The 20,188-nt window shown below is 72.6% G+C and carries 15 protein-coding genes and 1 tRNA gene; 10 read left to right on the forward strand and 6 right to left on the reverse strand.

The features are described 5' to 3' along the window. Window positions 1–470, forward strand: a 470-nt coding sequence (locus tag ACWJ6R_RS05500) for a chaplin family protein (protein WP_449061141.1), incomplete at its 5' end; no start/stop codon positions are given. Window positions 471–816: 346 nt separating this feature from the next. On the opposite strand, the gene ACWJ6R_RS05505 is transcribed toward ACWJ6R_RS05500, so the two are convergent. Next, window positions 817–1,002, reverse strand: coding sequence for a DUF5703 family protein (locus tag ACWJ6R_RS05505; protein WP_068900476.1), 186 nt, complete (start codon window positions 1,000–1,002; stop codon window positions 817–819). A 159-nt stretch (window positions 1,003–1,161) separates the two neighbouring features. Here ACWJ6R_RS05505 and topA point away from each other — a divergent pair, with 159 nt between their 5' ends. The 3 genes from topA (at window position 1,162) to tmk (ending at window position 7,573) form a co-directional block, all read left to right on the forward strand. Further along, window positions 1,162–3,831: a type I DNA topoisomerase gene (gene topA, locus ACWJ6R_RS05510; RefSeq protein ID WP_449061142.1), complete on the forward strand. Its 2,670-nt coding sequence runs from the start codon at window positions 1,162–1,164 to the stop codon at window positions 3,829–3,831. A gap of 123 nt (window positions 3,832–3,954) precedes the next feature. Next, on the forward strand, window positions 3,955–5,307 hold the full coding sequence (locus tag ACWJ6R_RS05515; protein ID WP_449061143.1) for a metallophosphoesterase: 1,353 nt from the start codon (window positions 3,955–3,957) through the stop codon (window positions 5,305–5,307). 202 nt (window positions 5,308–5,509) lie between these two features. Further along, complete coding sequence (gene tmk, locus ACWJ6R_RS05520) at window positions 5,510–7,573, forward strand: dTMP kinase (protein WP_449061144.1); 2,064 nt, start codon at window positions 5,510–5,512, stop codon at window positions 7,571–7,573. A gap of 40 nt (window positions 7,574–7,613) precedes the next feature. On the opposite strand, the gene ACWJ6R_RS05525 is transcribed toward tmk, so the two are convergent. The 4 genes from ACWJ6R_RS05525 to ACWJ6R_RS05540 form a co-directional block, all read right to left on the reverse strand. Continuing rightward, complete coding sequence (locus tag ACWJ6R_RS05525; protein WP_449061145.1) at window positions 7,614–8,138, reverse strand: hypothetical protein; 525 nt, start codon at window positions 8,136–8,138, stop codon at window positions 7,614–7,616. A gap of 84 nt (window positions 8,139–8,222) precedes the next feature. After that, window positions 8,223–9,866 (reverse strand): serine/threonine-protein kinase, encoded by a 1,644-nt coding sequence (locus ACWJ6R_RS05530; RefSeq protein ID WP_449061146.1) that lies wholly within the window; start codon window positions 9,864–9,866, stop codon window positions 8,223–8,225. Window positions 9,867–10,101: 235 nt separating this feature from the next. Further along, on the reverse strand, window positions 10,102–10,587 hold the full coding sequence (locus tag ACWJ6R_RS05535) for a hypothetical protein (RefSeq protein WP_449061147.1): 486 nt from the start codon (window positions 10,585–10,587) through the stop codon (window positions 10,102–10,104). An 86-nt stretch (window positions 10,588–10,673) separates the two neighbouring features. Then, window positions 10,674–13,574: a BTAD domain-containing putative transcriptional regulator gene (locus tag ACWJ6R_RS05540; protein WP_449061148.1), complete on the reverse strand. Its 2,901-nt coding sequence runs from the start codon at window positions 13,572–13,574 to the stop codon at window positions 10,674–10,676. A gap of 101 nt (window positions 13,575–13,675) precedes the next feature. Here ACWJ6R_RS05540 and ACWJ6R_RS05545 point away from each other — a divergent pair, with 101 nt between their 5' ends. From ACWJ6R_RS05545 to ACWJ6R_RS05565, 5 genes are all read left to right on the forward strand, one after another. Further along, window positions 13,676–14,857 (forward strand): DNA polymerase III subunit delta', encoded by a 1,182-nt coding sequence (locus ACWJ6R_RS05545; protein WP_449061149.1) that lies wholly within the window; start codon window positions 13,676–13,678, stop codon window positions 14,855–14,857. 379 nt (window positions 14,858–15,236) lie between these two features. Continuing rightward, the gene (locus ACWJ6R_RS05550; protein WP_449061150.1) at window positions 15,237–15,926 is read left to right on the forward strand and encodes a hypothetical protein; all 690 of its coding nucleotides are present in this window, start codon (window positions 15,237–15,239) and stop codon (window positions 15,924–15,926) included. Then, window positions 15,923–17,077: a glycosyltransferase family 4 protein gene (locus tag ACWJ6R_RS05555; RefSeq protein WP_449061151.1), complete on the forward strand. Its 1,155-nt coding sequence runs from the start codon at window positions 15,923–15,925 to the stop codon at window positions 17,075–17,077. The genes ACWJ6R_RS05550 and ACWJ6R_RS05555 overlap by 4 nt, the downstream gene beginning before the upstream one ends. A gap of 237 nt (window positions 17,078–17,314) precedes the next feature. Beyond that, complete coding sequence (locus tag ACWJ6R_RS05560; protein ID WP_449061154.1) at window positions 17,315–18,160, forward strand: PSP1 domain-containing protein; 846 nt, start codon at window positions 17,315–17,317, stop codon at window positions 18,158–18,160. Between the two features lie 141 nt (window positions 18,161–18,301). Continuing rightward, window positions 18,302–19,078, forward strand: a complete 777-nt coding sequence (locus tag ACWJ6R_RS05565; RefSeq protein WP_449061152.1) for a metallophosphoesterase family protein — start codon at window positions 18,302–18,304, stop codon at window positions 19,076–19,078. A 40-nt stretch (window positions 19,079–19,118) separates the two neighbouring features. Here the strand turns inward: ACWJ6R_RS05565 and lepB are convergent, their stop codons facing one another. Beyond that, window positions 19,119–19,652, reverse strand: coding sequence for a signal peptidase I (gene lepB, locus ACWJ6R_RS05570; RefSeq protein ID WP_449061153.1), 534 nt, complete (start codon window positions 19,650–19,652; stop codon window positions 19,119–19,121). Between the two features lie 144 nt (window positions 19,653–19,796). On the opposite strand from lepB, the gene ACWJ6R_RS05575 reads away from it, so the two are divergent. After that, window positions 19,797–19,870, forward strand: a tRNA-Thr gene (locus ACWJ6R_RS05575). The last annotated feature ends 318 nt before the right edge of the window (window positions 19,871–20,188 follow it).

The raw sequence follows: 20,188 nt of genomic DNA on the forward strand, positions 1-20,188 counted from the left end.
GCAGCATCCTGGGCGGCAACCAGGTGGTCGCGCCGATCACCGCGCCGGTCAACGTCTGCGGCAACGCGGTGGCCGTCCTGGCCGACGCCGCCGCGGGCTGCCTCGGCGGCGCGCACGTCGGCAAGTCCGGCCACGGGTACGACGGCTACGGCCACGACAAGTGGGGCAAGCGTCCCAGCAAGCACACCGCCGGCCTCCTCCCGGCGCTGCCGGTCGTCCCGGCGCTGAACGGCGCCCAGGACGCCGGGGCCACCCAGCCGATGCGGGACGCCTCCTCCCCGGCGGCCGGCCTGCGCGACGCCGTTCCCTCCCTCGACGGGATCGGCCTGATGAGCGCCGCCCAGCCCGCGGGCGTGACCGGGATGACCTCCGGCTCGCTGCTGGCCCTGGTGGTCGGGGCGATGGCGGCCGCCTCCGCCACGCTCTTCGCGACCACCCGCCGGGTCCGCTTCGGCAAGCACAAGGCCTAGCTTCGGCAGGCTCAGGAAGACCGGAGGAGACCAGGAGAACACCGGCGGGTCGAGAGCCGGGGAGGCGGAGGGATCCGCTGAACCGGCCCCGCCGGACCGGCCCCCGCCGGGCGGGGCGAGCGGCAGCCGGCCGCTCGCCGTACCGCACGGCGCGGGGCGCCCCCGGACCTGCCGGGGAGCACAGACGCTTTGCCCGTTCCGGGGGCGTGGCCCGGGACGGGCAAAGCCATGTCCGGGGACGGATGGTTCACACCCGGTTCCGGCCGCCGGCGCCGCTCGCGGGCGAAAGGGGCGGCCCGCCTGCGGACGGCGGCCGATGTCCGGTTCCGGACAGATGCGGCAGGGGTCACATCGTCCGGGTCGCGCGTATGATCTTCCGACGCAGTCGGACGTCCCGTCGGCCGTCGGGATACAGTCGCAGACGGTCGAGCTCCCAGCCGCCGTATTCTGCGTGTTCGGTGAGGATCTGCCGGGCGGCGTTCCTGGAGGTGCCGCGCGGGAGATGAAGAACCAAGTAGGAGTAGTCGAGCACAGCGGTTAGTCTCCGAGAGGTGGGCTGGGGGACGTCGGTACTCATCGGGCTTTATTCTGCGTCCTTGCGGCTTTCCTCGGGAGTGTCCCCGACCAGGATCGGGTAGCCCGAGAGGGAAGTGAACGGGGAACGAATGCGAACAGCGAGGTAGGAAGCAGCGTGCCAGCCAAGAACGGCAACGCCGGCGGAACCCGCCTGGTGATCGTCGAGTCGCCTTCCAAGGCGAAGACCATCGCCGGGTACCTCGGCCGCGGCTATGTCGTGGAGTCCAGCATCGGCCATATCCGCGACCTCCCGCAGGGCGCCGACGACATCCCCGAGAAGGACAAGGGCAAGCCCTGGGCCCGTCTGGGCGTCAACGTCGACCACGAGTTCGAGCCGCTCTACGTCGTCAACGCCGACAAGAAGGCCCAGGTCAACAAGCTCAAGCAGCTGCTCAAGGACGCCGACGAACTCTACCTCGCCACCGACGAGGACCGCGAGGGCGAGGCGATCGCCTGGCACCTCCGCGAGGTGCTCAAGCCCAAGGTCCCGGTCCACCGGATGGTGTTCCACGAGATCACCCCGCGGGCGATCCAGGAGGCGGTGGCCAACCCGCGCGAGCTGAACCTGCGGCTGGTCGACGCCCAGGAGACCCGGCGCATCCTCGACCGCCTCTACGGCTACGAGGTCAGCCCCGTCCTGTGGAAGAAGGTCAAGCCCCGCCTGTCCGCCGGCCGCGTGCAGTCGGTGGCGACCCGGCTGGTGGTGGAGCGTGAGCGCGAGCGGCTGGCGTTCACCAGTGCGAGCTACTGGGACCTGCAGGCGTTGTTCGACACCGGCCGCGACGAGGTCCCGCGTGAGTTCACCGCCACGCTGACCGCCGTGGACGGCAGGCGCGTCGCCCAGGGCCGCGACTTCGCGAGCACCGGCACGCTGAAGAACCCCGGCGTGCTCCACCTGGACGAGGAGGCGGCCCGGACGCTGGCCGGCCGGCTCGCCGGCACCTCCTACACGGTCGGCTCCGTCGAGCGCCGGCCGTACACCCGCAAGCCGTACGCGCCGTTCCGGACGACCACGCTGCAGCAGGAGGCCAGCCGGAAGCTGGGCTTCTCCGCGAAGCTGACCATGCAGATCGCCCAGCGGCTCTACGAGAACGGCTTCATCACCTACATGCGGACCGACAGCATCACGCTCTCGGAGACCGCCGTCGCCGCCGCCCGCAGCCAGGCCATCAAGCTGTACGGCGCGGCGTACGTCCCGGACCGGCCGCGCGTCTACACCAGCAAGGTGAAGAACGCTCAGGAGGCGCACGAGGCGATCCGCCCCTCGGGCGAGGAGTTCCGCACGCCGGGCGAGACCGGCCTGAGCGGTGACATGTTCCGGCTGTACGAGCTGATCTGGCAGCGGACCGTGGCCTCCCAGATGAAGGACGCGGTCGGCGAGTCCGTCACGGTCAAGGTGGGCGGGACGTCCGGCGCCGGCGAGCGGGTCGAGTTCAGCGCCTCGGGACGGACGATCACCTTCCACGGCTTCCTCAAGGCCTACGTCGAGGGCGCGGACGACCCGTCCACCGACCGCGACGACTCCGAGAAGCGCCTGCCGAACCTGACCGAGGGCGACCGGCTCACCGCGCGTGAACTCGCCACGCTGGGGCACGCCACCAAGCCGCCCGCGCGCTACACCGAGGCCTCGCTCATCAAGGAGCTGGAGGACCGGGAGATCGGCCGCCCGTCGACCTACGCGTCGATCATCGGGACGATCCTCGACCGGGGCTACGTCTTCAAGAAGGGCACCGCCCTGGTGCCGTCCTTCCTGGCGTTCGCCGTGGTCAACCTGCTGGAGCGGCACTTCGGCCACCTCGTCGACTACGACTTCACCGCCGAGATGGAGAAGGTCCTCGACGACATCGCCAACGACCGGGCGGAGCGGGTGCCCGAACTGCGCCGGTTCTACTACGGCGCCGAGGGGCCCGACGGCTCCGAGGGCGACGAGGGCCTGAAGGAACTGGTCAGCGACCTCGGCGAGATCGACGCCAAGGAGGTCAGCTCGTTCCCGATCCGGGGCACCGACATCGTGATCCGGGTGGGCCGCTACGGGCCCTACCTCGACCGCGACGGCACCCGGGTGAACATCCCGGAGGACATGGCGCCCGACGAGCTCACCGCCGAGGTGGCCGAGGAGCTCTTCTCCCGCCCGACCGGCGACCGCGAGCTGGGCAGGGACCCGGTGACCGGTCACATGATCGTGGCCAAGGACGGGCGCTACGGGCCGTACGTCACGGAGATCCTGCCCGAGGAGCCGCCGCCGGCCGATGGGGCGAAGAAGCGGAAGAAGGCCGACGCCCCCAAACCGCGGACCGGTTCGCTGCTGAAGTCGATGTCCCTGGAGACCGTCACGCTCGAGGACGCCCTGCGGCTGCTCTCGCTGCCCAGGGTCCTGGGGGAGATCGACGGGCAGGAGGTCACGGCGCAGAACGGCAAGTTCGGGCCCTATCTGAAGAAGGGCACGGACTCGCGGTCGCTGGCCTCCGAGGAGGAGATGTTCACGGTCACGCTGGATCAGGCCAAGGAGATCTTCGCTCAGCCCAAGACGCGCGGCCGCCGTGCCGCCGCGGCGCCGCCGCTGCGCGAGCTGGGTGAGGACCCGGTCTCCAAGAAGCCGATCGTGGTCAAGGAGGGCCGGTTCGGCCCGTACGTGACCGACGGCGAGACCAACGCCTCGCTGCGCAAGGACGACGACGTCGAGCAGATCACCACCGAGCGCGCGGCCGAGCTCCTGGCCGACCGCCGCGCCCGCGGCCCGGCGCCCAAGCGGCCCACCCGCGCCAAGGCGAAGGCCAAGACCTGAGCCGATCGGTCCGCGGATCTGAGGAAGCCCCTGGTCCGCGGGCCTGAGAATCCTCTCAGACCTGCGGGAACGCATCCGCCGCTCCGGGCGTTCTGGCCAGAGCGCGCCGAGCGCGGCGGATGGGTGCGAGAGGCAGTGGTGGCGGTCATGGGTTTCGTGGTGCTGGTCTTCGGGGTGGTGGCGCTGGTCCACTACTACCTCTGGCGCCGTCTGGTGAAGGCGACCACGCTCCCCGGCCGGACCCGCCGGGTGCTCACCTGGGTCCTGCTGGGCCTGGGCGCGCTCGTTCCGGTGACGCTCATCGGCTCCCGCAGCGAGTGGGGCCACTTCCTGGCCTGGCCGGGGTTCTTCTGGATCGCGGTGATGTTCTACCTCCTGGTGTTCCTGGTGCTCCTGGAGATCCCCCGGGCGCTGGCCCTGTTCGCCTCGGACCGCCGGAGCCGCCGGAGGTCCGAGGCGGCGCTCGCCCGGCGCCTGGCGGACCGGCGCCGCGCCCGCGCGGCCGAACCGGTCCTGACCGGTGAGTCCGCCGTGCGGCATGAGGCGGTGGAAGCCTTCCCCGGCGAGGAGGAGCCCTCCGCTGGTGGGGAGGAGCCCTCCGCGCGCGGAGGGGAGCCGGAGGCGATCGGCCGCAGGCTCTTCATCGCGCGCGCGGCCGCCGCCGTCGCCGGCGTGGGCGCGCTGGCCACGGTCGGGTACGGCGTGCGGACGGCGCTCGGCGACCCGGTGATCGAGACCGTCAGGGTGACGCTGCCCCGGCTGGACCCCCGCCTGTCCGGGCTGCGGTTCGCGGTGGTCAGCGACATCCACCTCGGCCCGCTCACCGGGCCGGGACACTCCGAGCGCATCGTCCGCATGATCAATTCACTTCAGGCCGACGTGGTCGCGGTCGTCGGCGACCTGGTCGACGGCACGGTGGCCGAGCTGGGCCGGCTCGCCCGCCCGCTGGCGAACCTGGAGTCCCGCTACGGCTCCTACTTCGTCACCGGCAACCACGAGTACTACACCGCGAACGGGCCGGGCGAATGGGTCGAGGAACTCGGCGGCCTGGGCATCCGCGCGCTGCGGAACGAGCGGGTCGAGATCACCCACGGGGGAGCGGTCCTCGACCTCGCCGGGGTGGACGACGTCACCGGCGCCACCGGCGGCGGAACGGGAGCCGCCGGAGAGGGGCCGGACTTCGAGCGGGCGCTCGGCGGGCGGGACCGCTCGCGGTCCGTCGTCCTCCTGGCCCACCAGCCGGTGCAGGCCGTACAGGCGGCGGAGCACGGCGTGGACCTCCAGCTGTCCGGGCACACGCACGGTGGCCAGATGGTCCCCTTCAACCTGGTCGTTCCGGTGCAGCAGCCGGTGGTCGCGGGACTCGGCGAGGTCGGCGGCACACAGGTCTACGTCACCCGCGGGGCGGGGTTCTGGGGCCCGCCCGTCAGGGTCGGCGCGCCCCCGGAGATCACCCTGCTCGAACTGCGGGCCTGAGCCCCGGAGTCACGCGGGCCGCCGATGTGTCGGGGCCGACGAGCGGGTCGTCCGTGCGGAGGTCCGCCCGGAGCCGCGCGGGCCGGTCTGCCAGGGCCGACGAGCGGGTCGTCCGTGCGGAGGCCGGCCCGGAGCCGCGGGCCGGTATATCAGTCCGGCTCATGTTTCCCCTGCCCGGCGGGCACCCGGATACCCTGGCGTCATGACCTCCCCCGGCCGGAGCACCGCGCGCCGCAAGCCCCCCCACGTGCTGGCCAACGCCCCGTTCCGCAAGCTGTGGACCGCCATGTCGGTGTGCAGCCTCGGTGACTGGCTGAACCTGCTGGCGCTCACCGCGCTGGCGGGCAACCTCACCGCCGCGGAGGGCTACCAGACGCAGAGCCTGGCCATCGGCGGCGTATTCGTCGTGAAGATGCTCCCGGCCATCGTGCTGGGGCCGATCGCGGGCGCGTTCGCCGACCGGTTCGACCGGCGGCTGACGATGTTCGCCGCGGACCTGATGCGGTTCGCGCTGGTCCTGTCGATCCCGCTGACGGACGCCGGCTACCAGTGGCTGATCATCGCCACCTTCCTGGTCGAGTGCGTCAACCTCTTCTGGGTCCCGGCCAAGGACGCCACGGTGCCCAACCTGGTGCCCAAGGAGCGGCTGGAGGAGGCCAACCAGCTCAACCTGCTGGTCACGTACGGCACCGCCCCGGTCGCCGCGCTGCTCTTCGCCGTGCTGTCGGTCGCGGGCGACGCGCTGGGCGCCCTCGTGCCGTACCTCGCCGTCCGCGACACCTACCTGGCGCTGCTGGTCAACGCCCTGGCGTACCTCGTCTCGGCGTTCCTCGTCTTCACGCTCCGGGACATCCCCGCCAGGAACGTCACCGCGGTCACCACGCCGTCGGTGCTCCGGCAGATCGTCGAGGGCTGGCGGTTCGCCGGCGGCGACCGGCTGGTCCGCGGGCTGGTCATCGGCATGATCGGCGCGTTCGCCGCCGGCGGCGCGGTGGTCGGCGTGGCCAAGGTCTACGTGGAGGCGCTGGGCGGCGGCGACGCGGCCTACGGCGTGGTGTTCGGGGCGGTCTTCGCCGGTATGGCGTCGGGCATGTTCTTCGGGCCCCGGCTGCTGCGCGGGCTCTCGCGGCGCCGGTTGTTCGGGCTCTCGATCGTCGTGGCCGGGGTGGTCCTGGCCGCGATCGCGCTCATCCACAACCTGGTCATCGTGGTCCTGCTGGCCGTACTGCTCGGCGCGTGCGCCGGGATCGCCTGGATCATCGGCTATACGATGATCGGGCTGGAGGTGGAGGACCACCTGCGGGGCCGTACGTTCTCCTTCCTGCAGTCGCTCGCCCGGGTCACGCTGCTCCTGGTCGTCACGGTCGCGCCGGCGCTGGCCGGTCTGTACGGCGGGCACGGGATCTCGGTCGGCGGTGAGCAGGTCTACCGGTTCGCCGGTTTCAACCTGGTGCTGCTGCTGGGCGCGCTGCTCGCGGCCGGGGTGGGCCTGCTCGCCCTGCGGCAGATGGACGATCGCCGGGGTGTCCCGATCGTCGCGGACCTGGTCGCGGCGGTGCGCGGGAGGAGGCTCGCGCCGGAGGGCGCGGAGGAGGTACGGGGGATGTTCATCGCGTTCGAGGGCGGCGAGGGCTCGGGGAAGACCACGCAGTCGCGGCTGCTGGCGATCTGGCTGCGCGATCAGGGCTTCGACGTGGTGCAGACGCGGGAGCCGGGGTCGACCAAGGTCGGCATGCGGCTGCGGGCGATCCTGCTCGACGCCGTGCACCAGGGGCTGTCGGCCCGCTCGGAGGCGTTGCTGTACGCGGCCGACCGGGCGGAGCACGTGGAGAAGGTCATCCGGCCGGCGCTGCGCCGGGGCGCGATGGTGGTCTCCGACCGCTACGTGGACTCCTCGCTGGCCTACCAGGGGGCGGGCCGGGCGCTGGAGCCGGAGGACGTGGCGCGGGTCAACGAGTGGGCCACCGGTGGCCTCGTGCCCGACCTGACCGTGCTCATCGACACCCCGCCCGCGGTCGGCCTGACCCGGCTGGGCGGGGCCGCCGACCGGATCGAGTCCGAGCCGCTGGAGTTCCACGAGCGGGTCCGCCGGGAGTTCCGCGCCCTGGCCGCCGCCGATCCGGGCCGCTACCTGGTCGTCGACGGGACGCTGGCGCAGGACGAGATCTCCCGGCTCATCCAGGACCGGGTGCGCGAGGTGCTGCCCGACCCGGTGCCGCAGGAGGCCGAGGACATCACCGGGACCATGCCGGCCATCCGCGACTAGCGGCCGCCCGGCCGGGAACGCGCCGGGCCGGGGAAGGCCCTCACCCGCCGGATCGGTTGGGAATGCTGGGCGGCGGCCCGGACGAGGGGGCGGGGAGGGAGACCGTCCGGGTGCACCAGCCCTTCGGGCTGCCCGCCGGGGAGAGGCAGAAGGCGACCCTCTGGTCGTAGCCCGCGCTCACGGCGTGGGAGGTGTGCGTCCCCCCGCCGTGGACCGTCAGCGTCGTGCCGTACCGGCGGGTCGTGAAGTTGTACATGTAGATCATGTCGCTGTCCGCGGCCCGGCTCACGCGCCCGCGGAACAGCAGGCCGTCGCTCCCGCACTGCTGGAGTTCCAGCTTCCGGCCGTCGAGGTCCGCGGCGGGCTTCAGCGTCTTCCATTTCCCGCATGCCGCGGCGGAGGCCGCCGCGGTCACCGCGGTCGTGGTGGCCATGGTCGCTGTGGTGGTCATGGCCGCAGTGGTCGTCGTGGTCGTCGTGGTGGCGGCCGCCGCCGGAGCCGGGAGTGCGCAGAGCGGTACGAGGGCCGCGGCGGCGGTGGTGAGAGCGGGCAGGATCCTTCTCATCTGGTCTCCCTCTCGTCCCTGTTCGACGGCCACGACGATAGGGAGAGGGGTGTTAAGGATGCGTTCAGGACGCGTCAGGGCCGCTCATCCGGGGCTGAGCACGGGGTTGGAGATCTCGACGTCGGCGAGCCAGGCACGCACGACGAACTCGGTGCCGGCGCAGTCGGCGAGCAGCGGTGAAGGACCCGTCGCGGCGTACTCCCCGGTGGCCGCGGCTCCGTGGTCCATCACGTAGCGGACCTTTCCGTGGTCGAAGACGATCCGCCAGTGGTGGGTGCCGTAGTCCACTCCGCCGGGCGGGGGCGTCGGCTGGGGGGAGGGGAAGCTGTTGGCGTCGGGGAGGTGGACGATGCCGAAGGAGGTCGTCTCCCCCCGCTCCTCCTGGAAGAACGAGTACTGCAGCGACGGCCCGCGGAGCCGGTGGCCGTCGAACCGGGAGCACACGCCGATGCCGTACCCCCAGCCCATGCCGGAGGCGGGCGGATGGGTCGGTGAGTTGATCTTCGCGTCGAAGTCGATCTGGTAGCTGCACCAGTCCGGGAGGGCGGCCCTCAGCCCGGTCCAGGTGTACTGCCCCCTGGAGACGACGGTCCAGTGCCCGGCCCCGCCGGTGACCGTGCCCATCCGGGTCGTGTCGAACTTCTCCAGGGGCAGCGGGCGGGAGGCGGTCTCCTCGGTCTCCACGCAGGTCGGGGAGGCACCGGTACGGGCGGACCACGGGGCGCGGCCGTCGAGGGCGAGGAGCGCGGCGATGGGGGCCGCGGTGACGAGGACGAGCGCGGACACCGCGGCCGCGGGCCGTACGCGTCCCCTCCGCCGGGGAGGACTGCGGTCCGCCTCGGCCTCTCCTCCGGCGTCCGGGAGGGACGGCGGCCACAGGACGGCGGTGGGGGCCGGAGGGGGCGCGGGGACGGGAGCGCCGTCCAGCATGCCGAGGACGGCGTCGACGTCCGGCCGGGACTCGGGATCCTTCTCCAGCACGCGGGCCACCACGGCGGCCATCCGGTCGTCCATCCCGGTGAGGTCGGCCTCCTCGAAGACGAGGCGGTACATCACCGTGCCCGGATCCTCCTCCCCGAAGGGGCAGCGGCCGGTGGCGGCGAAGGCGACCACGGCTCCCCAGGAGAACAGATCGGAGGCCGCGGTGAGCGGGTGGCGCTGCAGCTGCTCCGGCGACATGTAGCCGACGGTGCCCATGACGGTCCGGGTGGAAGGTCCCAGCGTGTCGGTCAGCTGGGCGATGCCGAAATCGATGATCTTCGGCCCGTCCGGGGAGAGCAGCACGTTGGCGGGCTTGAGATCGCGGTGCAGGACGTGGGACCCGTGTACGGCCCGCAGCCCCCGCGCCGTCTCCCGGGCGAGCTCCTCCAGCTCCCGGCCGCGCAGCGGGCCGTCCCGCCGGACCTTCTGTTCGAGGGTCGGGCCTTCGACGTACTCGGTGACGAAGAAGGCATGGTCGCCGTCCACGCGCGCGTCGAGGACCGCCGGAGTGCAGAAGGCGGCGGACGCGGCCACCCGTTTCAGGGCCTTGACCTCCCGGCGGAAGCGCCGCCGGTAGTCCGGTTCGCCGACGTGCTCACCCCGGATGACCTTCACCGCCACGGGGACGCCGCCGGGTCCCTCCGCCAGGTAGACGACGCCCATCCCGCCGCGGCCGAGCAGCCGCCGGACCGGGTAACCGCCGATGCGCTCCGGGAGGGCGGGCGGGGAGGTCCGGTCGTCGGGCACGTGCGGTCCCGTCTGGCGGCGGGGACGGGGGCATGCCTCCGCCGGGGGCGTCCCGGCCCGGGAGGTCTCCATCGAGGGTAGGCGCGGGGGCCCACCACCGGACGGGTGAGACCGGATCGCAACAGATCCCTCCGTCCCGGGCCGGCTCTCGGGCCGGCTCCCGGGCCGGCTCCCGGGGCGGCCCGCCTGCCGGGAACCGGCCCGCGCCCCCGGAGCCGGCCGGAACGGGCGGGAGTCAGTCGTGGCACCACCTGCTGCCGTCGGAGTAGAGCCCGACGACCTGGACGGTGCGCTTGACGTACCGGACGCGGAGGCACTGTCCCTTGTCCGCGGTCTGCCGGATCTTCCACGACGCCAGCCTGAGGCCGGTGGTGATCGCGTAGCAGGCCGCCATGAGGTTCCTGGTGCGCTCGCAGGAGGGGAGGAACTCGGTGGCGATCTCGGAGGCGTCGGCCAGCCTCCGGGTGAGGTCGCGGCTGAGGTAGACGCTGCAGGTCCAGGGACCGCAGTTGTGCTCGATCGGGCCGGCGGTGGTGCTTCCGGCGGTCGCGGTGGTCGTGACGCCCGTCGCGGTCACGGTGGCTCCCGTGGTCATGGTGGACCCGGCGGTTGCGGAAGCACTGGCGGTCGTGGCGGCTGCCGGGGTCGCGCCGGAGCCGAGGATCCCCATGGCCGTCGCCGCGAGCACGATCGCGCCGGCCGTCCTGCTGGTCGTCTTCATCGTGAACCTGCCCTTCCCGCGAGGCCCGTCCCCGCGATCTGGGACCAGCGTGCGACCGCGGCCGTTAGGGCGGCGTTCGGGCCGTGTCAGGTCCCGGCGAGGCCGAACCCGCACTCGGCGGCGAGCCGGCGGGCGGCCTCGCGGGCCTCCTCCGCCTCCCCGCCCGGTACGGTCCCGGCCAGCGCGAGGAGCGCCCGCATCTGACTGTGCCGATCACCGAGCTCGGTGAAGAGGGAGTGCGCGAGGCGGGCCTCGCCGGGCAGCCCCGTGATCGTCGCGACCGCCGTCAGCGCGCAGGCCTGGCCGTACCGGTCGCCCAGGTCCCGCATCCTGGCGGCCGCCTCCCCCGCGTGCGAGGCGGCCTCCGGATCACCCGCCGCGTGCCCGGCCAGGGCCGTGCTGAGCAGGGCGCAGGCCTTCCGTCTCGGGTCGCGCAGCCGCCTGCCGGCCAGGTCGGCCTCCTCCAGGGCATGGCGTGCGGCCCGGTCGGGTTCGCCGCGGTCCAGCTGCACGAGCACCAGTTCGTGCAGGCAGGAGGCCTGCCCGTGCCGGTCCCCGGAGGCGCGCAGGAGATGCAGGGCACGGGACAGGTCCTCCAGGGCGCCCGGCAGGTCACCGGCCCGGTGGCGTACGACGCCGAGATCGCGCAGGCAGAGGGCCTCCCCGCGGGTCTCGGAACGGCTCCGGAAGTCCACGAGCCCCTGGGAGAGGTGGCGGCCGGCCTCGGGCAGCCGCCCCTGCTCCAGGCGGACCCGGCCGAGGCGGTGCAGCACGCGGGCCCGGTCGCGGGTGTCGCCGTGCCGTACCAGGTGGCCGAGGCTCGACTGGAAGGCGCCGGCGGCGTCCTCGAGGCGGTGCTCGGCGCGGCGGAGGTCGCCGAGGTCGCGCAGGACCAGCCCCTCGCCCCTCCCGTCGCCGTCCGCGCGGGCGGACGCGAGCGCGGTCCGGCTGACGATCCGCCACCCGTCCAGGTGGTGGCGGTCCTCCAGGAACGCCGTCAGCGCGTGGGCCAGCCGCCAGGCGGGACCGTGCAGCCCCGCGCCGGCGAGGTCCTCGACCAGGTGGATGAGGAAGGCGTGCTCGGCGGCCAGCCATTCGATCGAGTGCCTGATCTCCGTGGTCCCCGCGGGCAGCGCGGGCGGGAGGTCCCGGTCCTCGAAACCCTCGGAGGTCAGCGGCAGCACCGCCATCCGGACCAGGCCGAGCACTCCGGGGGCGAGCCCGGCCAGGACCCGGCGGGGCGCGTCGGCGCCCTCCTCCGCGATGAGCCGTTCCCGGGCGAAGAGGCGGGTGAGCTCGTGCAGCCGGAACCGGTGCTGCCCCGCCTCGTCCGCGGACAGCCGCTGCAGCAGGCCCGCCTCGGCCACGGCCTCCGCGCCGCCGTCGAGACCGGGCGCGCCCGTCAGCGGAGCGGTCACCCAGTCGGCGACGCTCGGCGCGGAGAGGGCGGCCAGCCGCCGCAGCAGCGTGCGCCGCCCGTCGTCGAGCCCGTCATAGCCGAGGGCGAGCACGGTCCGCACGGCGGTGTCCCCGGCCCGCATCCGGTCGAGGCGGGCGCGGCCGTCCCGGAGCAGCCGGGCGACGGGCCCGGCGGAGGGGTCCCGGTTCACGGAGATCCGCGCGCCCGTCACCCGCAGGGCCAGAGGCAGCCCGCCGCAGGACTCCAGCACGTGCCGGGCGGCGTCCTCGTCGGCTCCGAGCCGGGCCGGCCCGATCAGTCCGCCGAGCAGTTCCCGGGCCTCGTCCGCGTCCAGCACGTCGAGTTCGCGGCGGTGCGCGCCGGTGAGGCCGGCCAGGGACGATCGGCTGGTGATGAGCGTGACCGATCCCGGGCCGGTGGGCAGCAGTTCCCGCACCTGGGACTCGTCGGCCGCGTTGTCCAGCAGGACGAGCAGCCGCCGGCCGGAGGTGAGCGTGCGGTAGGCGGCCCTGCGGGCCTCGGGCGTCGTGGGGACCGCGCTGTCGGCGTAGCCGAGGGAGCGGAGGAACCCGGCGAGCACGGTCTCGGGGGCGGGCCTCCCGCGCAGGTCGGCGAAGAGCCGGCCGTCGGGGAAGAGCGACCGGTGCCGCCAGGCCGCGTGTACGGCGAGAGCCGACTTGCCGACGCCGACCTGGCCGTGGATCACCAGGTGGAGCGGGGTGGCGCGCCGGGACGGCAGGACGTCGTCCACCCAGTCCAGCTCGGCCCTGCGTCCGGTGAAGCCCGGGTCGTCGGGCGGGAGCTCGTCGGGAGGGGTGAACGGCGGGCGGTCCGGGGCGTTCAGCGACGGGTCGGCCGCGAGGATGCGGTCGTGCACCCGGCGCGACTCGGCCGAGGGGAGCACGCCCAGCTCGGCGTCGAGAGTGCGGTGCAGGGTCTGGAACAGGGCGAGGGCCTCACCCTGGTTGCCGGACCGGTACAGGGCGGTCATCAGGAGCTCGTAGCCGTACTCCCGCAGCGGGTGCCGGGCGACGAGACGCCTGAGGTCCCCGATGACCTGCCGGTGCTCGCCCAGCCGGAGCCGGGCCTCGCACAGGTCCTCCCGGGCGATCACGGCCTTCTCCTCCAGGGGCTCGGCCTCGGTGAGCCGGAGGTGCTCGGAGGGGACGTCCGCCAGGGCCCGGCCGCGCCAGAGCGCCAGGGCCGACTCCAGCGTCCGCGCTGTCGCGGCGGCGTCCGAGGGGCTCGTCCGGTGCGCGTCCTTCACCAGTTCGTGGAACCACCACACGTCGACCTGCCGGGGCTCGACGGCCAGCACGTAGTTTCCGGGGTCGTTCTCGATGAGTCCGTCGGGAAGCAGCTCCCTCAGGGCTTTTATGTATACCCGGATTACTCCGGGCTTTATGTCGCGTTTATCGGAAAGCACTTCCATGAGCCGTTCCACCGCCACCGGGCGGCCCGCTTCCAGGGCCAACACGGCGAGGACGGCCCGCTGCCTGGGGGCGGTGACCTTGATGATCCTCTCGCCGTCGCGTATTTGAAGCGGGCCAAGAAGGTTGAATCGCATATTCCTCCATTTATGAGTTCACGGCCTGTCTCTAGACGCGTGAAGGCGTCCTGCGGAGGACCTTTCCGGCGTACTGTTCGCCGGGCGGTAGGTTTGACCGCGTGGGAGTCTTCGATGACCTTGTGGGCCAGGACCGGGCGGCCGGGACGCTCCGCCGGGCCGCCGCGGCCGGCGCCGAGCTCCTGGCGGGGGGCCGCGGGTCCGGGATGACCCACGCGTGGCTGTTCACCGGACCGCCCGGGTCCGGCCGGGAAGAGGCCGCGCGGGCCTTCGCGGCCGCGCTGTTCTGCCCCGACCAGGGCTGCGGTCACTGCGACGTGTGCCACCAGGTGGTGATCGGCTCCCATCCCGACCTGGAGGTCGTCCGCCCGCAGGGGCTCTCCTACGGCGTCAAGGACACCCGGCGGCTGATCCTCCGCGCGGCCGGGGCCCCCACGCTGGGCGGCTGGCGCGTCGTGCTGTTCGAGGACGCCGACCGGGCCACCGAGGGCGCCTCCAACGCCCTGCTCAAGGCCATCGAGGAGCCGCCGCCGAAGACGGTCTGGCTGCTCTGCGCGCCCTCCCCGGACGACATGATGATCACCATCCGGTCCCGGTGCCGGGTGGTCACGCTCGTCACCCCGCCCACCGCCGCCGTCGCCCACGTGCTGGCCACCCGGGAGAACGTGCCGCCGGAGACGGCGGCCTTCGCCGCGAGGGCCGCGCAGGGGCACCTCGACCGGGCCCGCAGGCTGGCCCTGGACGCCGAGGCCCGCAGGCGGCGCGAGGACGTGCTGTCCATCCCCGCGTCGCTGACCGGGGTGGGCGAGTGCGTGGCGGCGGCCGAGCGGCTGGTGAAGACCGCCGACGAGGAGGCCGCCGCGGTCACCTCGGTCCTGAACGAGGCGGAGACCGCCGAACTGCGCAAGGTGTACGGCGAGGGCTCCACCGGCAAGGGACTCAACAAGGGGCTCGTCCGGGGCGGGGCCGGGGCGCTGAAGGACCTGGAGGACCGGCAGAAGTCACGGGCCACCCGGACCAAGCGCGACGTCATCGACGCGGCCCTGCTCGACCTGGTGGCGCTCTACCGGGACGTGCTGGCGGTGCAGTTCGGCGCGCCCGTGGAACTGGCGAACGATGACCGCCGGGCCGAGCTCGACGCGCTGGCCCGCGCCTCCTCCCCGGAGGACACCCTGCGCAGGATCGACGCGATCATGCTGTGCCGGCGGCGGCTGGCCGCCAACGTCAACCCGCAGATGGCCGTCGAGGCGATGACGCTCTCCCTGCGGAGCCCGCGCCTCTGAGCGTCTCCGGGCCTGCTCGCTTCGGGTCCGCTCGCTCCGGGCCTGCTCGCTCCGGGCCTGCTCGCTCCGGGCCTGCTCGCTTCGGGTCCGCGAGCAGGGCCTTCGCCCGCTGAACGGCCATCAGGAAAGGGACCGTCCGTTACCGGACGGTCCCTTTTTGTGTTTTTCCGGTGAATGGAACCGATTCGGGGCAACTCCCCTCAAAGGTCAGGAAGAGATCGTTAGAATCACAGCAAAACTAAATGGATTCGTTATAAATCAATCCAAAGCGTGTCCTGCTCTATGGGGATGAGCGGAGAGGACCAGGGGGCTGTTGGTCGGCATGGGAGCACGTCGCGAGGCGGTTCCGTCCGGAGCGGGACGGGCGGTCACGAGCCGGGTGGACGACGACGACAGGTTGCGGATCGAGTGGCCGGAGCCGGACGACGGGGAGATCGTCCTGCGGCACGTGGAGACCGGGGAGGAACGTTCCGGCACCGACCTGACCGGGCTCGCCGCGGGGACGTGGACGGTGTCGAAGCACGGCGTGCCCGTCGCCACCGACGACCCGGGGTTCTCGCTCGACGGGATGGTCGCCTACGCGGCGAGGCCGCGCGACCGGGAGATCCGGGCGTTCCGGACCCCGGTGGGGACCCTCGCCCTGATGGTGCGCGAGGTCCGGCCGTACGTCGAAGTGACCCGGGTCGATCCGGGGGACGGGACGATCGAGGTCGAGGGGGTGCTCGCCTACGGCGAGCCGCCCTCCGGCCCGGCCCGGCTGGTGGCCGCGGCCAGGAAGGGACCGGAGGCGGACGGCGGCGCCGCGCTCTCGGGACGGCGTTTCACCGGGATCCTCCGGATCGGGCCGCTGGCCGCCGGACAGACGAAGCGGCGGGTCTTCTGGGACCTGTTCGCGCAGGTCGGAGAGGTACGGCTGCCGCTGGCCGCCCGGCTCGACGACGTTCCCGGGAAGAAGGAGAAGGTGCGCTTCCCCGCGCAGCGTGTGGACCGGGTGCGGGTCCGGCCGTACTTCACCGACGCCGACGCGCTGGCCGTCGCCTGCACGGTCGAGGAGGGGGAGGGCGAGTGAAGGTCTCCTTCCTGATCCTCAACGCCTACGGCATGGGCGGCACGATCCGCGCCACCTTCGACCTGGCCACCGAGCTGTCCGCCCGGCACGACGTCGAGGTGATCAGCGTCTTCCGGCACGCCGACGAGCCGTTCCTCCCGCTCGGCCCCGGGGTCCGGCTCCGCGCGCTGGTGGACCTGCGGGAGGGGGCCAGGGTCCGCTGGCCGTACACCCGGAGGGCGGAGCGGCTGAGCGGGGAGCCCAGCGCGCTGATCCATCCGGAGGAACGCGCCTACGCCTCCTTCAGCGCCTGGAGCGACGAGATGCTCCGGCGGGAACTGCGGCGGCTCCGCACCGACGTGCTGGTGACCACGCGGGCCGGGCTCAACGTCATGGCCGCCCGCTTCGCGCGCCGCAGGGTCGTCACGATCGCCCAGGAGCACCTGCACTTCAAGGCCCACAAGCCCGGGATCTTCGAGGAGATCCGGCGGTGGTACCCGGAGCTGGACGCGGTGGTCACGCTCACCGAGGCCGACGAGCGGGACTACCGGGCCATGCTCGGCGGCTCGCGGACCGAGGTGTTCACCATCGGCAACGGGCTGGCCGGCGGGCCGCGCCCGCGCTCCCGGCAGGAGAACCGGATCGTGCTGGCCGCCGGGCGGCTGGTGCCGGTCAAGGGTTACGACCGGCTGCTGAAGGCGTTCGCCAGGGTCGTCGAGGTGCGGCCGGACTGGCGGCTGCGGATCTACGGCGAGGGCCGGGTCTCCGACAAGCTGGTCAGGCTCGCCGTGAAGCTGCGCCTGCACAACAACGTCACCTTCATGGGGCCGACCGGCGACATCGAGGGCGAGCTGGCCAAGGCCTCGATCCACGCGGTCAGCTCCCGCTTCGAGGGCTTCGGCATGACCATCATCGAGGCGTTCGCGTGCGGGGTGCCGGTGGTCAGCTTCGACTGCCCCCGGGGGCCGAGGGAGATCATCACCCCCGGCCGCGACGGGCTGCTCGTCCCGCCTGACGACGTCGACGCCCTCGCCGAAGGGCTGCTGGCGATGATCGAGGACGAGGAGGGCCGCCGCCGGATGGCCGCCAACGCCCTGGAGACGGCCCGCGGCTACGACATCACCATGATCGCGGACCGCTGGGAGGAGGCCTTCGCGGAACTGGCGGGCTGAGCCGGTGGACCGGGACGGCGGTGCCGGGGACGCGTGGCGGCTTCCGGCCGACGGGGGAGGCCGTCTCCGGGCGCCGCGTCATCGGTGGTGGCACCGCTGGGCTCTTCCCGCTGAGCGGAAGACGGTTCGTTGTGGACCGTCCCGGATTGCGTGTTATCCCACCGGGACGGCGGCGGCGCGTAGGGTGGGCGGTAGCCGTACTCCGAGCGTGGATCCGGGAGTCGCATGAGCATGATCATGGCCGTGAGCTTCACCCGTTACGGCCGGCTGTACTACCTCGATCCCGGCGGGCACAGCCCCAAGGTCGGCGACAAGGTGCTCGTGCCCACCGAGGCCGGGCCGGAGGTGGCCGAGTGCGTGTGGGCGCCGCAGTGGACGAGCGAGGACATCGGCGGCCTGCCGGTCTGCGAGGGCATCGCGACCGAGGAGCACCTCGCCCGCGACGAGGCCAACAAGCGCCGCCGCGCCGAGGCCCGGAGCGTCTCCAAGCGCCTGATCAAGCGGCACGAGCTGCCCATGAAGGTCGTCGGTGTCGACTACCTCGACTCGACCGGCGTCTACACGGTCTACTTCTCCGCCCCGCACCGCGTCGACTTCCGCGCGCTCGTCCGCGACCTGGCCCGCAACCTCCGTGCCCGGGTGGAACTGCGCCAGATCGGGCCCCGCGACGAGGCCCGGCTCCAGGGCGGCATCGGCCCCTGCGGCCGCGACCTGTGCTGCGCGACCTTCCTCAAGGACTTCGAGCCGGTCTCCGTCCGGATGGCCAAGGACCAGGACCTGCCGGTCAACCCGCTGCGCATCGCGGGGGCCTGCGGGCGGCTGATGTGCTGCCTGAAGTACGAGCACCCGCTCTACGTCGACGCGCACAGGACGATGCCCCGGCTCGGCCTGAAGGTCGACACGCCGGAGGGCTCGGGGACCGTGGTGGGGCGCAACGTCCCCTCGGACTCGGTCGTGGTCCGCCTGGACGACGGCGGGCGCCGCTGCGCCTGCCCCTCCGCCTCGGTCTGCTCGCCGCGCAAGCAGCACGACGCGATGTACGGCGGAGCGGTCGCGGTCGCGGAGGCCGATCCGGAGGGCTGACCGATCCGGAGGGCCGACCGGTGGAGGGAGAGTTGATGGATCCGGAGGGCCGACCGGTGGAGGGCTGACCGGAAGGCGGCTCGCCGTACGGGCGGGAAATCCGGTTGCCCGCGGGAACGGCGGCTCGTCATGCTTCGGCCCATGAGATTCGCGGTCATCGGAGACATCCACGCCGACTTCACCCTGGCCGACGCGATGATCCGGCGGCACGCGGGTCCCGTGGACGCCGTCTTCAGCGTCGGGGACGCCGAGCCGAACCGCGACGAGGCCGAGAGCCTGAGCGTGGCCGGTCCGGCCAAGTACCGCAAGGTCGGGGACTTCCCCCGGTTCGCCGCGGGCCTGCAGGAGATGAGCGCCCCGATGTACTTCATCGGCGGCAACCACGAGCCCTGGCCGGCGCTCGACGAGCACGGCCCCGGCGAGTGGGCACCCGGCTTCCACTTCCTGGGGCGCTCCGGCGTGACGGAGATCGGCGGGCTCCGGGTCGCGTTCCTGTCCGGGATCTACTCGCGGTACTTCAGCGAGCCCGCGGAACCACCCGCGATCACGCCGGAGCGGCTGAAGGAGTACGGCTACTTCACCCGGCCGCACGTCGACCACCTGCTCCGCCAGGCGCGCGGCCGGCGGATCGACCTGCTGATCACCCACGACTGGCCGGCCGGCCTGGCCTACCGCCACCACGGCAAGGAGGCCGTGGGCTGCGACCGCATCCGGATGCTGACCGACACGCTCAACCCGCAGGTGCACGTCTGCGGCCACATGCACGTGCCGTACCGGGAGCGGATCGGCACGACGGACGTGGTCTGCCTGTCCCAGGTACGGCACGGCACCGCCCCGGCGGACACGGTGGCCGTGCTCGAGCTCGGAGCGGACGGCGTCCTGAAGGAGTTCGTCCCGGCCGGACCGGCCTCCGCCTGAGGCTCCGGTCCGTACCCGCCGAGGAGATCGGGGCGGGCTCCTACTCGGGGGCGTCCAGCTCGACGACTCCGATGACGTCGGAGACCGCGATGGTGCCGCCTCCGGGAGCGCCGAGGTGCGACCTCGAATCGAGGGAGACCCTGCGGTTGTCGCCCTGGATCCACAGCCGTCCGGCGGGGACCGTCACCGGGCCGAAAGGGTGCTGGTAGACATCCGGGGGCAGGTAGCGCTCTTCGAGGGGGTTGCCGTTCAGCAGCTGCCGCCCGTCCGCGTCACAGCACTGGACGAAGCTTCCCGGGACGCCGATGACGCGCTGGAGGATCGAGCCTTCGATCCCCCACTGGGCCGCGTCGAAGAGGACGATGTCCCCGACCTTCGGCGCGTAGCCGCCGCGGACCGTCCTGACGGTCACCAGGCTGTTCTTCTTGATCGTGGGCTCCATCGACTCACCGACCGCGCGGATGACCTCCATACCGGAGGCCTTGGAGATCAGGCGGTCGGTCATGAAGCCGCAACCTGACAGCGCTGCGATCAGGGGAACGACGAGCAGGAGGGGGAGCCGGAGGCGGATCATCGTGTCATTATCGGAGCAACCGTTCCCATGAGGACAGGGCGCCCCTCGCCGGGGGCGGTCGTGCCTGGATCAGGTGATCCGGGGGCGCGGGGACCCTCCGGAACCGTGTAGACTTCCGTAAGCCATGCGGCACACGCATGGCACGCCGCCTTAGCTCAGTCGGCCAGAGCACTTCACTCGTAATGAAGGGGTCTGGGGTTCGATTCCCCAAGGCGGCTCAGCAGGTCAGAGGCCCTCTCGGATCACCCGGGAGGGCCTTTGTCGTGTCTGTACAGCAGCGAAATACAGCAACAGGCCCAGCGGATGGCTGAGGGTGGCGGAGTTTCGGAGGATTCTGCTTGGGTTGGGCGGATCGCACCTCGTCATCTCCCAGTTGGAGGATCCCCATGGTCGGAACACCCGAAGCCGATCGCATGCCGCTCACGGCGAAGAGCGCACAGTCCATCATGATGATCCAAGGGATCTTGGCTCTGTTGGGAGGCAGGGCGATTTCAAAGTCGGACCGCCGATAGCCCGGCGTGACGCTATGTGATCAA

Source organism: Planomonospora algeriensis, assembly GCF_977012225.1.

Excerpts from the sequence above, each read along its gene's own strand:
- tmk (WP_449061144.1), top strand. The coding sequence starts at position 5,510 with ATGACCTCCCCCGGCCGGAGCACCGCGCGCCGCAAGCCCCCCCACGTG.
- ACWJ6R_RS05535 (WP_449061147.1), bottom strand. The coding sequence starts at position 10,587 with ATGAAGACGACCAGCAGGACGGCCGGCGCGATCGTGCTCGCGGCGACG.
- ACWJ6R_RS05560 (WP_449061154.1), top strand. The coding sequence starts at position 17,315 with ATGGCCGTGAGCTTCACCCGTTACGGCCGGCTGTACTACCTCGATCCC.
- ACWJ6R_RS05540 (WP_449061148.1), bottom strand. The coding sequence starts at position 13,574 with ATGCGATTCAACCTTCTTGGCCCGCTTCAAATACGCGACGGCGAGAGG.
- lepB (WP_449061153.1), bottom strand. The coding sequence starts at position 19,652 with ATGATCCGCCTCCGGCTCCCCCTCCTGCTCGTCGTTCCCCTGATCGCA.
- ACWJ6R_RS05565 (WP_449061152.1), top strand. The coding sequence starts at position 18,302 with ATGAGATTCGCGGTCATCGGAGACATCCACGCCGACTTCACCCTGGCC.
- ACWJ6R_RS05525 (WP_449061145.1), bottom strand. The coding sequence starts at position 8,138 with ATGAGAAGGATCCTGCCCGCTCTCACCACCGCCGCCGCGGCCCTCGTA.